The sequence below is a fragment of the Fibrella aquatica genome (assembly GCF_041321135.1).
Taxonomy (GTDB): domain Bacteria; phylum Bacteroidota; class Bacteroidia; order Cytophagales; family Spirosomataceae; genus Fibrella; species Fibrella aquatica.
Genome location: NZ_JBGGWF010000008.1, coordinates 44731 through 58903, shown reverse-complemented (window position 1 = coordinate 58903; position 14173 = coordinate 44731). Strand labels below are relative to the sequence as shown.

The following is a 14173-nucleotide window of genomic DNA, read 5'->3' as shown; positions in this document are numbered from 1 at the left end:
TTAGTGAGCCTTGAAATTCCACTTAGAATTATCGCTCGTCATATCAAACGGTGCCAGTGTTGGTGTACTGTCGCCGGAAGATACCAACACCAGGTTCTCTTTTGAGTTGGGAACGACCTTCGGCATTATTCGGTAAGTCCCATCCGTCAGTTGATCGATTCGCCATAGTTGTTCCGGTGCACCGGTAAACGTTGGCACCGTTGTTACTTCGGCTTCGGCTGTGGCTACCAACGCCCGGTCTGTTCCGGCGATCACTATTTTATAGTAAGGAGCGCCTAAATAGCCTCCTGCGCCAGGAACAGCCGTAATCGTCCATTTTTGATGAGGGCGAAACATGTAGTCACCTATCCGCACACCAATTGGTCCGGTTGGCCATGTTTTAAGTACATCTCCTAATTCCTGCGATGGTACAGGTTTTATTGGTTCATCAGGAGGGTTTCGATTAGCCCCTCGCGGAGCAACGGGCATTCTTACAAAATCAACGACCAGTTCCAGGGCATACCCTCGGCGTTCAGACTCGATCTCATACGTCCCCTCTTTGAAGTTATCGCCGCCAACAGGCCATCCGTTTTTCCACAGTAACGGACGAATGCCCAATACACTACGTCCGCTTTGGTCCAGATCGGCCTCGTAATGGCAGGACATTTTTTCGACGCCATCAGCAACCACGTAACGGCCAAAATGGCCGGGTCCATTAACTCGTCCGCCAGCAGCAAGGACCATTTTACCGCCCCCTTTCAACATGTCTCTTCCCATGTTATCGAGGTATGGGCCCGTTACTTTCTTGGAGCGACCAACCACGATATTATAGGTCGAGTTAGCGCCATCACAGCAGGTTCCGTGTGTGCCGAGCAGGTAGTACCAGCCATCCCGATACATCAGGTCGGTGGCTTCACAGTCAATGGCGATATCGATTGCCTTGTTTCCTTCCACCCGTTTCCCTGTTTTGGGGTCAAGTTCTACGAGGCGGATAAACCCAAAATAGGTACCGTATGATACCCACAAACGACCATCGGTTGGATCGAGAAGCAGACCCGGATCGATGGCGTCATTGTCTTCAACACCGTCAGACGAGGCAACCACGATGGCTTCTGAATACTTAAAATCGGGCGACTTAGGGTCCAGTGTTTTGTTCCACATGGTCAGTATTCGTCCGTTATGGCCACCTCCCAAACCGCCGCCTGTTGCGCCATAGACAACCAGGTAACGATCGCCAATTTTTAGTACATCCGGCGCGGCTCCCCCACCGGGTCGTTCTGCACCGCTATTCCATGTCCAGCCATCTTCGGAAATTAATCCACCTCCCCTCGTGCCGAACGTGTAATATTTCCCTTCACATTCTGCAATCGTTGATGGATCATGTATAAATGGTTTCCCGACTTGTGCCAGCGCGGTTCCGGTTGACCACACGGATAATAGGGCGATTGCGCCCATTAGTATACTCGTCAATTTCATAATACTGTCAATTTCTGTACGATTGAACGCTTAAAACAGGATGACTACTTAATTTCATTCGTAGGTGATAGTGAGGTCTTTCACCGGCGCTCCTTTTTCGTCGAGAAAGCGAACACAGAAATCACTCATTCCAGGGCCATTGATAATGGCTCCCCGGACTATATTTTTTCCTTTGTTAAGTGTTAGGCGTGGCGAGACACAATCATCCATCACCATTCGTCTATCTCCAGCAAGTAATAGCGTTTCCTTGCCGTTCAGCCACCACATTGATGATGCATTGGACCCGACAGCCATTCGTACATTTTTCATTTCCTGCGGACTGTTGACTACCGTTACTGCCCAAAATAAAACGCCGTACGTCGGTTTGTTTAGCCCGTAGGCAAAGCGAAACAGTTTGACGTTGAAATTTTTACTTTCCAGTGCATGCCACGTCAGTTCCTGCTCACCTGCTTTTACCTTCTCACCATCTTTAGGAAGAACAGTAAATTGGTTTGGAAAATACTCGGCCGCAAAGGCTGTTCTGAGATAGCTATCCGTGAAAACAGTGTTGCTCCGATTCGGCTTGCTAATGGGTTCTAACAACGACCAACGCTGAATGAAGCCTTCAGCATCCGGTGTTTTTTTTGCGGTTGTGGCCGACGTGAAGTAGGGGGCAATACTTCGTGTAGTATCGCTTTTGGCAGTGCTTTTAACAGAACCTTTTGATGTAGGTGAGCAACTTTGCAATGCCAATTCTGCCAACATCAAAAAGCCTGATGCCAGCACTGGTATTTTACGATTCATAGTGGTTTTTTATAGGGTTTACGATTTGGCTCGGTAACTCAGCACTTTAATCCAGCTACGTTGTTGAACTCAATCACAAACAGCAAAGTATAACCACCTGCGCAAATACTTACGAATAATTACGTTTTAACTGCCATATATATACCAAAAAGTATAGCAATTATACCTTTCAACTTTATAAGTAGGTTTGTCCGAATTTTCCTCAGTAGAGAAGGCATTAACAACACAAATTAACGCCAGCGAAACGGTTGCTGTCCAGACCTTGGCATTGAAGCATCGGGCAAATTGTAACATACCTTTTCACTATTGCGCAGGCAGTTTAGTTTTTACAAAACAGTATCTAATCGATGAATAAACACGATGATTCCATAAATGTACGTTCGCCATTAGATGAATGGCATCATTACAACTATTTTCTACTACTAATAAATAGGATGCTACATTCAGAAAAAATGTATCCTGATTAAATATCGACTATCGTACAATTAACATATTAAACACGCCTCACTTGTCACTTGATTTAATCGTAACTTTTTTTATGAAACCATATCCATCCAATGCATCAAGGAACCTATAGCTGCGCGGAATCCACTTTCCTGCAAAATATACGGTTAAACTATCACAATCCATTCCCTTTATTTTCCACACTCTATCGTAGCCATAAATTTTCATTTGCAATGTATTATCAACCTTCGTAATCTGTCCACTGAGTTGATAAACCAATGAATCACCTTTCTTTAAATAGTATTTTTGATGATTATGAACTTTCTTTTTATCGTTTTTTGCTGTTCTTGGCTTGGAATACATAAACTCATCATTACACACGAACTGAGGACTAAAAGAAACTGACTTTTGAACAGAATCGTCTATGGCGAGTTTCATTTCTTCTAATGTATCATTACGTAAAACAAGCCTAAACTTGAATGGCTTACCTACCGTAATCGTGTCCTGAACATCGATAATCTTAGTTGCAAAATCAAATTCATTCCACCGTTCACAACCTAGAAAAAAGAGGACGAAAAGCGAAAACAGGGCGATAACAGTATATACCAGTTTTTTCATTATCTATTTTACAATTTTTATAACGTTGAAACGGTAGCAATGCAGGAATACCAAAGGCTCATCAGGTTCAATAATCTCTATGAGATTTAAACCTTCTTCATGATAGAGCAGTAGCCTCTGGATAAGCTAGATGGTATTGCAGCCCGTGTACACGCCAGGTACGTTTACCTTTATTGACCTAAGTATACAAAAGATCGCTTTAAAAGGCTAGGTATCTCATTAGCGGTAGCCATATTCCTATTCCAGGGTCAACTTTTTGGGGCTGTTCCGGTGTTCTATAGGTATGCAAGCCATTACGCAGACACCGCTCGACATTCAGCAGATCCGGGCCGATTTCCCGGTACTCGACCAACTCGTTAACGGTCGGCCGCTCGTTTATTTCGACAACGCCGCCACTACGCAGAAGCCCCGTACCGTGCTCGACGCGCTTACTCATTACTACGAGCACGACAACGCCAATATTCACCGGGGTATTCATACACTGGCCGAACGGGCTACGGCCAATTTCGAGGCCACTCGCCGGGCAGTTCAATCGTTTATCAATGCCCGCGAGGCCGAAGAGGTCATCTTCACCTACGGCACCACCGATGGGATTAACCTAGTGGCCAAAACCTACGGGCAAACGTACCTGGGGCCGGGCGATGAGATCATTATTTCCACGCTGGAGCACCACTCTAATATCGTACCCTGGCAGATGCTGTGCGAAGCACGCGGCTGTACGCTAAAGGTGATTCCTATCAATGACGACGGCGAATTGCTGATGGATGAGTATGAAAAGCTGCTCACCGAACGCACTAAACTGGTATCGGTCGTTCATGTATCCAACGCGCTGGGTACGATCAATCCCATCAAAACAATCATCGACAAAGCGCATAATGTTGGCGCGGTGGTGCTGATCGACGGGGCGCAGGCTGTATCGCATATAGACATCGACGTACAGGCGCTCGATTGTGACTTCTACGTATTCTCGGCCCACAAACTGTTTGGCCCAACCGGCATGGGTGTGCTATACGGAAAACGGGCTATCCTGGAAGCGATGCCTCCTTTCCGGGGCGGCGGCGAGATGATTAAGGAAGTGACCTTTGAGAAGACGACCTACAACGATATTCCGTATAAGTTCGAAGCGGGTACGCCCAACATCGCCGATGTGATTGCGGTTAAAAACGCTATCGATTACGTAGACACGCTGGGTAAAGAACACATTGCCGCCTACGAACATGAATTACTCGCCTACGCTACTGATGCCCTACAAAGCATTGATGGTCTGCGCATTGTAGGCAATGCCAAAGATAAAATCAGCGTAATCTCGTTTGTGCTCGATGGAATTCACCACGAAGATACCGGTGTTATTCTGGATCAGCAGGGCATTGCCGTTCGGACCGGGCATCACTGTACGCAACCCCTGATGCGTCGCCTCGGTATTGCCGGAACCACGCGGGCTTCGTTTTCAGTTTACAACACAACCGACGAAATCGACCGGCTCGTAAAAGGCCTACACCGCGTAAAAACCATGATGGCGTAAGCCGCTAAACTACCTTGATTATGCTAGTTGACACTATATTGCTAGACCGAAATCAGGTTCTTGACAGTTTTAAGGAATTACCTGAAAAAGTGTCGTTTGAAGATTTACTTGAACGACTACTGTTCATCAAGCTTATCGAAGAACGCCTACACGAGCAAAAAGAACTACCCAACTCAGTTGTTATGCAAGAACTTCAGGAGTTAAGACGCCAAAAAATGACTGATCTGAAGAAATAAACATGACTAACGACATTGCGTGGAAAGACTCTGCCCGAGAAGAAGTTAGAGAGATTTACAGTTACCTTTTCGATCTGTCTCCTAAACTAGCCGACAACTGGTCAGAAGAGTTAGCGAAAAAGTTGACCTACATCGCTTAATTTCCAGAAATAGGTCGAATAATACCTGACTATCAGATGACAGAAGTTAGAGAATTATTCGTTGGGCGATATCGGCTTTTATACAATATACAGGATTTGATTCCTCGGATTCTGGCAATCCGTCCGATGGGACGTCCACTCGGCAAAATTTGAGTATGACGATTAACGAGAAACAAGACGAGATTATCGAAGAGTTTGACCTCTTTGACGATCAGTTAGATAAAACACAGTACATTATTGACCTTGGCAAAAAACTGCCGCCCCTTCCCGATTCGTTGCACGTACCTGAGAATCTGATTCCGGGTTGCCAATCGAAGGTGTGGCTGAATAGCGAACTAAATGGCGATGTGGTGCATTTTGAAGCTGATGCCGAACCAACCGCTCAAATCAGCCGGGGCCTGGTCAGTTTACTGATTCGGGTTTTATCGGATGAGAAAGCAGATGAGGTAGCCAACGCTAATCTTTACTTCATTGACCGTATTGGCCTCAGCAACCTGGTTACTTCGCGGCGGGCTGGTGGTATGGCGTCAATGATTCAACGCATGAAATCGTTTGCTATGGCAAACGCCTGATATCAATGAATGCGACAATTATGTCAGAAACTGAATTGAAAGAGCAGGTTGTACTAGCTCTTAAAAGCGTCTACGATCCCGAAATTCCGGTAGATGTATACGAACTTGGCCTGATCTACGATATTAAGATCTTTCCAGTCAACAATGTATATGTTCTCATGACGTTGACGTCTCCTTCGTGCCCATCGGCCGGTGAGATACCGAGCGAAATTGAGCAGAAGGTCCGCGACGTACCTGGCGTGAATGACGTAAGCGTTGAACTCACCTTCGACCCGCCCTACAGCTCCGAGATGATGTCGGAAGTAGCCAAATTAGAACTCGGTTTCATGTAATCTTTTGAGTCTGGAAAGTCGTTCAAAAGGTAGTACCAAGTCTGGAAAGTCGCTTTTGTGACTGCAGCGGTTAACTACCAAAAAGAACGACTGTCAAGACTTAGCACTATTTTCAAAAACGACTTTCAAGACTAAAAGTCAAGACTAAACAAGTTATGTATCCTCCTCATTTAGTTGCCCCCATGCGGGAAGACCTCACTAGCGTAGGTTTCCAGGAATTGACAACTGCCGCCGATGTTGATGCCGCCATGGCTGCAGAGGGAACAACACTCGTTGTTGTGAACTCGGTATGTGGATGCGCTGCCGGTGCAGCCCGTCCAGGAGTGAAAATGGCGCTGGCTAAAGCTGACCTGAAGCCAGACAATATGGTGACGGTATTTGCCGGTGCCGACCTCGACGCCACGGCGAAGATGCGCGAGTATCTGCTACCCTATCCCCCATCGTCGCCAGCAATTGGCATTTTCAAGGATGGCGATCTGGTTCATTTCATCGAGCGGCACCACATTGAAGGCCGTTCGGCCCAAATGATTGCCCAGCACCTTGAAATGGCACTGGAAGAATTCTGCGAGAAAGCGTAATCAGTTATCAGTAAACAATGAACAGTTATCAGCGCTGCTTAGGTACGTTCCTCGGCAGCGCTGATAACTGTTCATTGTTTACTGATAACTGTTATCCTACTCTTTCCAGCAGTTCCTTTGTTTTGCGGATGCCGGCATATTCGTCTAGTTTACTGCCTTCATATTCGATACCGATGATGCCTTTGAACTTGCTGTCCTTCACGATCTTCATAATTTTCACATAATCAGTTTCGATGCAGTTACCCTGCTCATCGAAATCATACGTTTTGGCCGATAGTCCTTTGGCGTAGGGTATCAGTTCCTGAGTGCCTTGATAGCGATCATACGAATCGTCGCAACCCGTGGCGCTGCGCTTCATGCAGAAGTTGCCAAAATCAGGCAACGTACCTACGTTTTTCATTCCTACCTGCTTAATCACGCCCGCCAGCCAGGCCCCGTTTGAGGTGATGCCGCCGTGATTTTCAACAATCACGTTGATGCCGGATGCTTTTCCCACTTCACCCAGTTTGCTGAGGCCTTCTACTGCCGCTTTGGCCACTTCTTCGGGCGCTCCGGTCCCCTGTGCATTTACCCGGATAGTTTTGCAACCGAGGTACTTGGCACATTCGATCCATCTTTTGTGATTCTCAATCGTTTGGTTGCGTTTTGTAGCATCCAGATCAGCCAACGGGCCTTCGCCATCGATCATAATCAGGTGATTGGTAACACCATTGTCTTTGCAGCGCATCAGCAGTTCATCTAGATACACTTTGTCCTGCGCCTTGTCCTTGAAAAACTGGTTCACGTATTCGACCGTGCTGATACCGAACTCTTTTTTAGCGATACCCGGAAAGTCGAGATTAGTAATCTTCTTAGCGAATAAGGCTTTATGCAGCGACCATTCGGCCAGCGAAATAGTGAAAGGCAATTTTTGAGGGGCGGCTTCGGCCCAGGCTGGAAGTAGGGCAGTAGTAGCAAGCGCTCCAGCAGTTTGCAGGAACGACCGGCGATTCAGAGTGGTCATAATGGCTAATATGTTATGTTGGTTTGTTGGCAGATAAGGCTTATTCACCTTGAATCTACGGCATAAAAAAAGGCGGGCTGTAGGGCAACCCGTCTTTCCAGTTCAGAATACAACCTGAATATCATTCTATTGGTGAACCAACCCGGTAGCATCAGTGAAATGATACACTCGAAAGGTACAATTTTTTCGGCGAATATGTCAAGTTATTTCAATTAAGAGTTAAGAATTAAGAGTCAAGAAGCAAGAGCTGCTTTGCTTAATCCGTCAACTAGTGCCTAAGCAGAGCAACTCTTGCTTCTTGACTCTTAGCTCTTGCTTCTTGACTCTCAGCTGTTAATTCTTAACTCCTTGCTCTACCGGCACAAAATGCTTTTGATTGAGTGGCAGATTATCAGCGGTCCAGACAACGTCGTTGACGAAAGCGTGTCCGCGAACGGGGCAATTGGCCACCCGGCAGTAATGGCAGCACTCCTGCAAGCAGGGGTCAGCATGTACGAAAATTTCTACTTCGCTTGAAAAGCCTTCCTGTAGGGTTTTCTCGAAACGGTGTACTTCGTCGTGCGTATTGAGCAAATCCCAATAGTAGGGTAAGGTAAGGTGGCAGTCGATATGCAGATCAGCGCCGTATTTCTGAACGCGCAGGTTATGCACGTCTATCCAGTTGCGCTGCCGGTTTTCAGCCAGTACCGTTACCACGCGATCGATGGTCTGGAAGTCGGTTTCGTCGAGCAACCGCCCTACTGAGAGGCGTACCAACGACCAGCCATTATAGATGATAAACAGCGCTAAAGCCAGGGCCAACACCCGGTCGAGCCATACCCAACCGGTGAGCCACACCAGACCAACGCCGATAATAACCACCACACTGCTCACACTGTCGACAAGTAAGTGCTTCCCGTCGGCCACCAGGGCCAGCGAATCGGTTTGTTTGCCCTGTTTGGTCAGGGTGTACCCCAAAAGCGCGTTGGCGGCGGTAGTGAAGGCAATCAGGGCCATTCCCCAGCCAAGTTCGCTGAGAGTGGTTGGCTCGAAGAAGCTGACGACCGCTTCATAAATAATAACCAGACCCGCCGACAGAATCAGAGCACCTTCGAAACCAGAGGAAAGGTACTCTACTTTGCCATGACCATAGGGGTGGTTCTGGTCCCGTGGTAGACCAGCGATGTATAGACTATAAAGCGCAAACGCACTGGCAATTACGTTCACGATCGATTCCAGCGCATCGGTGAGGATAGCAGTGGAGTTTGTCAGGAAAAAGGCTGTAAACTTTAGTACCAGCAGTACGATACCAACCACCAGCGACAGGGCCATCCAGCGGGTTTTGGCATGTTGTAATAGCTTCATAGAGTCTATAAAGATACGGCGAACCGGACAAATCGTTCGTATTTTCGCCGCATGGATACGACGCAAAACCCCTGGAAAACCCTTGATTCAGCGGTAAAATACGAAAATAACTGGCTTACAGTCAGGCACGAAAACGTAATTACTCCCGCTGGAACACCGGGTATATACGGCGTAGTTAGTTTCAAAAACAAAGCAGTGGGCGTTATTCCGATCGATTCTGATGGCAATACGTACCTGGTTGGTCAATACCGGTATGCCCTAAACGAGTATACCTGGGAAATTCCCGAAGGTGGCGCCCCCGTAGATACCGACATACTGACATCTGCCAAACGCGAATTGCAGGAAGAAACCGGCTTCGTGGCCGCCCGATGGACCAAACTTGCCCGCATCCACACCTCGAACTCAGCCACTGACGAAGAAGGATTTATTTATTTAGCCGAAGACCTGACTCCCGGCCCACATGATCCGGAAGAAACCGAAGATCTCCAACTTCTGAAACTCCCGCTGACAGAAGCAGTTCAGATGGTGATGGATGGCCGAATTACGGATTCAATCAGCATGGCAGGTTTGTTACTACTAGCCCGGCAACGCGGCATCTAAAAACATTTATTGGTTATTGACAGTAAGCAGTAGACAATTACTGCCATTGACCAACATTTCCTTCATGCTGTTACCCATTCTTTATGGTTTCCTGACGGGCGTGGCCCTGTGCCTGACGTTCGGAACCGTGTTCTTTGCCCTTATTCAAAACAGTGTCGATAATGGCTATAAAGCGGGATTAACTATCACGCTGGGTGTTGTATTGGGCGATGCCATTTACATCACGTTCGCATTGTTAGGTACGTCGATCATTCCGCATTCTGAAGAGCTGGAACCTATACTGGCGGCAGTGGGCGTGGTATTTCTGGTGGTATTAGGCCTGTTCAACATCATTAAAGGCACGCCCCGAATTGCCTATCCCAAGACTAAGTTCGGCAACTACGCCTATTACTTCACCACCGGCTTTTTGCTGAATGCTTTGAACCCGATCAATTTTGTGTCGTGGGTGACCATTGCGGCTTATATGCGCCATTCACTGCGTTACGACACTACGCAGCAGGTCGTTTTCATGTGCTTCGCCCTGTTGGGTGTTGCTGTAGCCGAGTCATCACTGGCCATTTTTGCCCATAAGCTAAAGCGCTTTTTCACGCCCGGCGTAGCTCTCGCGTTCAACCGAATCACGGGCATTGTCTTCATCGTCGTAGCCGCCCGCCTGGCCTGGGTAAAGCTATATGAACCAATGAGCGCGTGGCTGGGGAAGTGGTGAATTGAGTTTAAAGTCTGAAGTTCAATGTCTACAGTCGCTTCGTAGGTTAACAGAGCAACGTTAGACATTGAACTTTAAACTTTAAACTATCTTCTACCTACCTCCTTCTGCCGGTTCGTTCTCCCGGCTTCCGGTTTTTTCTTCGTTGATAGCGGGATTGTTGCGCTCCCCTTGTGCCGAAGCAACCGAGGATTGTGTTTCGCTGTCCGGAGCGGTCGATTCGTTGGGAGAATCTATCTGGTCCGGCTTTTCTACGTCTTCTGGCATCGTTTTGCTGGTTAACTATAAGTCATCATCATCGATGTCGTCACCCTGAAGCTCGTCATCAGGGTCTATCTCAAGCGGATCCTCCACTTCTTCATCGTCGCTTAAGCTAAGGTCGTCTTCCGTTGTGTCGCCGTAGCCACTTGTTGCGCCAGAGCCTTCGTCGCCGAATTCAGCTCCCTCTGTAGCTTCCATTAACAGATCATCATCTTGCTCATCATCGAGCAGGTCATCATTGTCGATCATTGTTGTGTGTTGAATAGGTTTCCGAACCTCATAACCCTACGGCTCGTGGTTGGTTAGTTAAGATACTATGAATCGAGCCAACGGACTCTCTTACCTATGAAAAACTACACACTTCAACGCTTCAGTGATAAACCTATTCTGACAACCGGCGACGTTGTTCCTTACGGTCAAGATTTCGACGTGTTGGGAGCATTCAACCCCGCCGCCTGCCGGTTTGGTAATGAAATCATTCTTCTCCTCCGGGTGGCCGAAGCCCCCAAACGCGAACGGGGCTGGCTGCATGTACCTACTGTAACTACTGAACATGGCGAATCGACACTAACCGTGACGTCGTTCCGAGAGCCTGACGAACCGTATGATGCCCGGCTGCTGACCATCGACGGACAAACGTACCTGACATCGTTGAGTCACCTCAGGCTGGCCCGCAGTAAGGATGGCATACATTTCACCATTGACAAACAACCGTTTTTGTTTCCAGCCCGGCCCGATGAAGCGTTTGGTATTGAAGACGCCCGCATTACCCGGATTGATGATACGTACTGGATCACGTACACCGCCGTATCGGCAAACGGCCCCGGCGTTGGTCTGGCTAAAACAACCGATTTTGTACACGTTGAGCGGGTGGGCATGGTGTTACCGCCGCCCAACAAAGATGCCTGTCTGTTTCCTGAACGTATCAACGGAAACCTGATGATGTTGCACCGGCCCATGGTGTCGGAGATTGGCAAACCTTCGGTCTGGATCAGCGAATCACCTGATGGTGTACACTGGGGCAATCACCGGTACGTGTTCGGTCCTACTGAAGCGAATTGGGAAAACCTGAAGATTGGCGCGGGGCCCGAACCGATCCGCACCGACGATGGCTGGCTGTTGCTGTATCACGGCGCGGGCCAGCAACATGAATACGCCCTGGCCCTGGCCCTGCTGGATATAAATGACCCCGGCCGGCTTCTTGACCGATCAGACGCGCCGCTGCTCACGCCCGAATTAAGCTGGGAACGAGAAGGGTTCTTCCCCAACGTAGTATTCAGCAACGGATGGGTAGCTAACGGCCCCGGCGAATGGTGGGTCTACTACGGAGCCGCCGACTCAGGCGTAGGCATGGCGGTATTGAAGCGTCATTAGTCTTCGCGTCATTTAATAGTCATTATGCTTCGCGTCATTAATTGTCATTTTTCGCAAGGGCAACGAATGACAATTAATGACGCCGAAGGCAGATGACGTTTTATTTGACAGCATCGGCCAGTATGGGTTCGATGACGGTGTTGAGCCGTTCACGGACAAAGCCCTCCTGCAGGTACGTTGGTAATTTGGCAACCAGTTTGCGGTACGCCTCAATACCCAGGGCTTTGGCCACGTAGGCCTCGTGCAACGAATTTACGTGTGTTACAATGTTGACCAGACTCTGATGAAAGAGCCGTACATCAACTTCCGAGTCAACAAAGCGTTCGATCTCACGCGGTGCCCCGCTCCCATTGGCCGATGAAATGCGCAAACGGCTAAGCATATCGAAATAAGTGGTATAGCCAATCTGACGCGCCAACTGTTTGTATTGTTCAGGCCCAAACTTCTGCAAAACTGCACCGGTGCGCGACGATCGAAGGGCCGTTTTTGGATTGTTCTGAACGGCATTACGCAACGCCTTGATGCGCTGATCGCGGGTGGTTTTCAGAAATTGAGCCACGTCGATCTGAGCCGATGTGTGGCGCGACGGTAATGTCAGATCTGACCGACTGGCTTCGGCCATGCGTTTTGCCATCGGCAACCGCTGAATTCGGTAGCTGTTGAATGGACCCAACGCATAGTACCCTACAGAAGACGGATAATAGCCACGCACGACCATATTGCCAATCCGCTTCCGAATCAACTCTTCGTTACTGACATTGATGTTCTGCACCGCCAGAAACGCCCGCGCACTAAACAGTACACTGTAATAAGCCTGCGGGAACGTCCAGTGCAGTGAGTTTTGCAAATACTGTTCCGAATCGGCCGAGCGGTCGTTCAGAACGGGCGTGATACGGAGGGCATATTCGGCACTCCAGCTATTGAGCAGTAACTTCTCCAGGGCCACCTGACGATCTGCCGCTCCCAAACCCCCAAACTGCTGAAAGATGGGAAACTTGGCGACATCGAACAGATCATTATGATGCTGGATGTGGTAGTCCATGGCGAAAAAGTGATTCAAAAACACCTGCGCCGGAATCGATTTACGCAGGTCGGCATCCCGTTGGGTAGTGTCCCACTGAGCGGTACTCCGAAGGGTTTCATCTACCGCCGAAGCGGGTTTACTGGCCACCTGCAGAGGCATAGAAGCCATCGACACATTGGTTGTTTCTCTCATACAATAGAAACAAAACAGCCCGGTGCGGGGTTCCTTTTCAAGTCCCCAAAAACACCAATCATCAATCTGTATATCAGCTAGTTATAAATTATTTTTAGACAATTTAAGAGCTGATCATGTACTGTTTTCAGAGACCCTGTTCTGTGGTATATCTGTGGCCATGGCGTACTTTTAACGGCGATTTTCCGTTGCTTAAGAAGTATGACTATATTCAGTAAAACAGTCCTCGTGTGGGGTCTTTTTGTGACAACCCTGTCCGGTTTTAGCCAGAGCGACAAAGCTTCGCTGGAAGGACTTGTGCTTGACGCTGCTACCCGACAGCCTGTGGTTGGAGCCACTATCCAGGCTATTACTCAAACGGGTGTGGCCACACAGGCCAAATCGGCATCGTCTGACGGTAGTTTTAAACTGACCCTGAGTGCGAAAGAGTCATACCGGATTGTAGCCAAAGCTGATGGATTTATTGCCAGTGAAGAACGTATAGCGTTTACCGACAGTAGGGCCGTGCGCCTTTTTGGCAAAACGATCTTACTGAACAGAACCCTTCCCGATAAGGTCCCCAGCGTAGCAACCACAGGTAAAGCAGCTTCAACACCCCGGCCAGCACCAGCCAGTACTGCTAAACCGCCCCTGACCATTACCGATAAACCCGTTGACCTGCGCGCGATCCAGTTTGTACAAAGCACCGCCGACATGGTCCCTGAAGCCACCGTTGACCTCGACCGCGTGTTTACATTCCTCACCCAAAACCCGACCATCCGCATCGAATTGGCCGGGCACACTGACAATCAGGGCGATTTCGATCAGAACGTCAGCCTGTCGAGGCGGCGGGCCGAAGCGGTAAAGACATTTCTGGTGAATAAAGGCATCGACGCCAGCCGCATCATGACCAGGGGCTACGGCGGCACCCGGCCGGTGGCGACCAATAATTACGAGAAAAGCCGCCAGTTTAACCGGCGTGTAGAGATGCTGGTAATTAAGCCCTGAGG

General features: G+C 48.6%; 17 protein-coding genes. 10 read left to right on the top strand and 7 right to left on the bottom strand.

Annotation, left to right across the window (positions count from 1 at the left end; all coding sequences use genetic code 11):
* The 3 genes from ACAW87_RS17785 to ACAW87_RS17775 form a co-directional block, all read right to left on the bottom strand.
* Positions 1–1455, bottom strand: coding sequence for a family 43 glycosylhydrolase (locus ACAW87_RS17785; RefSeq protein ID WP_370724987.1), 1455 nt, complete (start codon positions 1453–1455; stop codon positions 1–3).
* A gap of 54 nt (positions 1456–1509) precedes the next feature.
* Positions 1510–2238, bottom strand: coding sequence for an acetylxylan esterase (locus ACAW87_RS17780; RefSeq protein ID WP_370724986.1), 729 nt, complete (start codon positions 2236–2238; stop codon positions 1510–1512).
* A gap of 504 nt (positions 2239–2742) precedes the next feature.
* Positions 2743–3300 (bottom strand): hypothetical protein, encoded by a 558-nt coding sequence (locus ACAW87_RS17775; protein ID WP_370724985.1) that lies wholly within the window; start codon positions 3298–3300, stop codon positions 2743–2745.
* Positions 3301–3583: 283 nt separating this feature from the next.
* Here ACAW87_RS17775 and ACAW87_RS17770 point away from each other — a divergent pair, with 283 nt between their 5' ends.
* The 6 genes from ACAW87_RS17770 (at position 3584) to ACAW87_RS17745 (ending at position 6680) form a co-directional block, all read left to right on the top strand.
* Complete coding sequence (locus tag ACAW87_RS17770) at positions 3584–4822, top strand: SufS family cysteine desulfurase (protein WP_370724984.1); 1239 nt, start codon at positions 3584–3586, stop codon at positions 4820–4822.
* A 20-nt stretch (positions 4823–4842) separates the two neighbouring features.
* On the top strand, positions 4843–5058 hold the full coding sequence (locus tag ACAW87_RS17765) for a hypothetical protein (RefSeq protein WP_370724983.1): 216 nt from the start codon (positions 4843–4845) through the stop codon (positions 5056–5058).
* Between the two features lie 2 nt (positions 5059–5060).
* The gene (locus ACAW87_RS17760; RefSeq protein WP_370724982.1) at positions 5061–5198 is read left to right on the top strand and encodes a hypothetical protein; all 138 of its coding nucleotides are present in this window, start codon (positions 5061–5063) and stop codon (positions 5196–5198) included.
* 155 nt (positions 5199–5353) lie between these two features.
* On the top strand, positions 5354–5770 hold the full coding sequence (locus tag ACAW87_RS17755) for a SufE family protein (protein ID WP_370724981.1): 417 nt from the start codon (positions 5354–5356) through the stop codon (positions 5768–5770).
* Between the two features lie 20 nt (positions 5771–5790).
* On the top strand, positions 5791–6102 hold the full coding sequence (locus ACAW87_RS17750; protein WP_370725134.1) for a DUF59 domain-containing protein: 312 nt from the start codon (positions 5791–5793) through the stop codon (positions 6100–6102).
* A 155-nt stretch (positions 6103–6257) separates the two neighbouring features.
* On the top strand, positions 6258–6680 hold the full coding sequence (locus ACAW87_RS17745; RefSeq protein ID WP_370724980.1) for a BrxA/BrxB family bacilliredoxin: 423 nt from the start codon (positions 6258–6260) through the stop codon (positions 6678–6680).
* A 91-nt stretch (positions 6681–6771) separates the two neighbouring features.
* Here the strand turns inward: ACAW87_RS17745 and ACAW87_RS17740 are convergent, their stop codons facing one another.
* Together ACAW87_RS17740 and ACAW87_RS17735 are read right to left on the bottom strand one after the other, a co-directional pair.
* The gene (locus ACAW87_RS17740) at positions 6772–7683 is read right to left on the bottom strand and encodes a TIM barrel protein (RefSeq protein WP_370724979.1); all 912 of its coding nucleotides are present in this window, start codon (positions 7681–7683) and stop codon (positions 6772–6774) included.
* A gap of 333 nt (positions 7684–8016) precedes the next feature.
* On the bottom strand, positions 8017–9027 hold the full coding sequence (locus ACAW87_RS17735) for a cation diffusion facilitator family transporter (protein WP_370724978.1): 1011 nt from the start codon (positions 9025–9027) through the stop codon (positions 8017–8019).
* A 51-nt stretch (positions 9028–9078) separates the two neighbouring features.
* Here ACAW87_RS17735 and ACAW87_RS17730 point away from each other — a divergent pair, with 51 nt between their 5' ends.
* Positions 9079–9627, top strand: coding sequence for an NUDIX domain-containing protein (locus tag ACAW87_RS17730; protein ID WP_370724977.1), 549 nt, complete (start codon positions 9079–9081; stop codon positions 9625–9627).
* Between the two features lie 64 nt (positions 9628–9691).
* A complete protein-coding gene (locus ACAW87_RS17725) occupies positions 9692–10333 on the top strand; it encodes a LysE family translocator (RefSeq protein ID WP_370724976.1) in 642 nt (213 codons plus the stop codon).
* 282 nt (positions 10334–10615) lie between these two features.
* Here the strand turns inward: ACAW87_RS17725 and ACAW87_RS17720 are convergent, their stop codons facing one another.
* A complete protein-coding gene (locus ACAW87_RS17720; RefSeq protein ID WP_370724975.1) occupies positions 10616–10843 on the bottom strand; it encodes an adhesin in 228 nt (75 codons plus the stop codon).
* Positions 10844–10939: 96 nt separating this feature from the next.
* Between ACAW87_RS17720 and ACAW87_RS17715 the strand changes: the two genes are divergently transcribed.
* Complete coding sequence (locus tag ACAW87_RS17715; RefSeq protein ID WP_370724974.1) at positions 10940–11968, top strand: glycoside hydrolase family 130 protein; 1029 nt, start codon at positions 10940–10942, stop codon at positions 11966–11968.
* A 100-nt stretch (positions 11969–12068) separates the two neighbouring features.
* On the opposite strand, the gene ACAW87_RS17710 is transcribed toward ACAW87_RS17715, so the two are convergent.
* The gene (locus tag ACAW87_RS17710) at positions 12069–13184 is read right to left on the bottom strand and encodes a hypothetical protein (protein WP_370724973.1); all 1116 of its coding nucleotides are present in this window, start codon (positions 13182–13184) and stop codon (positions 12069–12071) included.
* 243 nt (positions 13185–13427) lie between these two features.
* On the opposite strand from ACAW87_RS17710, the gene ACAW87_RS17705 reads away from it, so the two are divergent.
* Entirely contained in the window at positions 13428–14171 is a 744-nt protein-coding gene (locus tag ACAW87_RS17705; protein ID WP_370724972.1) for an OmpA family protein, read from the top strand.
* The last annotated feature ends 2 nt before the right edge of the window (positions 14172–14173 follow it).

Coding starts and splice junctions, on each gene's coding strand:
- ACAW87_RS17730 (WP_370724977.1), top strand. CDS start 9,079: ATGGATACGACGCAAAACCCCTGGAAAACCCTTGATTCAGCGGTAAAA.
- ACAW87_RS17735 (WP_370724978.1), bottom strand. CDS start 9,027: ATGAAGCTATTACAACATGCCAAAACCCGCTGGATGGCCCTGTCGCTG.
- ACAW87_RS17760 (WP_370724982.1), top strand. CDS start 5,061: ATGACTAACGACATTGCGTGGAAAGACTCTGCCCGAGAAGAAGTTAGA.
- ACAW87_RS17710 (WP_370724973.1), bottom strand. CDS start 13,184: ATGAGAGAAACAACCAATGTGTCGATGGCTTCTATGCCTCTGCAGGTG.
- ACAW87_RS17755 (WP_370724981.1), top strand. CDS start 5,354: ATGACGATTAACGAGAAACAAGACGAGATTATCGAAGAGTTTGACCTC.
- ACAW87_RS17750 (WP_370725134.1), top strand. CDS start 5,791: ATGTCAGAAACTGAATTGAAAGAGCAGGTTGTACTAGCTCTTAAAAGC.
- ACAW87_RS17780 (WP_370724986.1), bottom strand. CDS start 2,238: ATGAATCGTAAAATACCAGTGCTGGCATCAGGCTTTTTGATGTTGGCA.
- ACAW87_RS17765 (WP_370724983.1), top strand. CDS start 4,843: ATGCTAGTTGACACTATATTGCTAGACCGAAATCAGGTTCTTGACAGT.
- ACAW87_RS17785 (WP_370724987.1), bottom strand. CDS start 1,455: ATGAAATTGACGAGTATACTAATGGGCGCAATCGCCCTATTATCCGTG.
- ACAW87_RS17720 (WP_370724975.1), bottom strand. CDS start 10,843: ATGATCGACAATGATGACCTGCTCGATGATGAGCAAGATGATGATCTG.
- ACAW87_RS17745 (WP_370724980.1), top strand. CDS start 6,258: ATGTATCCTCCTCATTTAGTTGCCCCCATGCGGGAAGACCTCACTAGC.
- ACAW87_RS17725 (WP_370724976.1), top strand. CDS start 9,692: ATGCTGTTACCCATTCTTTATGGTTTCCTGACGGGCGTGGCCCTGTGC.
- ACAW87_RS17740 (WP_370724979.1), bottom strand. CDS start 7,683: ATGACCACTCTGAATCGCCGGTCGTTCCTGCAAACTGCTGGAGCGCTT.
- ACAW87_RS17775 (WP_370724985.1), bottom strand. CDS start 3,300: ATGAAAAAACTGGTATATACTGTTATCGCCCTGTTTTCGCTTTTCGTC.
- ACAW87_RS17715 (WP_370724974.1), top strand. CDS start 10,940: ATGAAAAACTACACACTTCAACGCTTCAGTGATAAACCTATTCTGACA.
- ACAW87_RS17770 (WP_370724984.1), top strand. CDS start 3,584: ATGCAAGCCATTACGCAGACACCGCTCGACATTCAGCAGATCCGGGCC.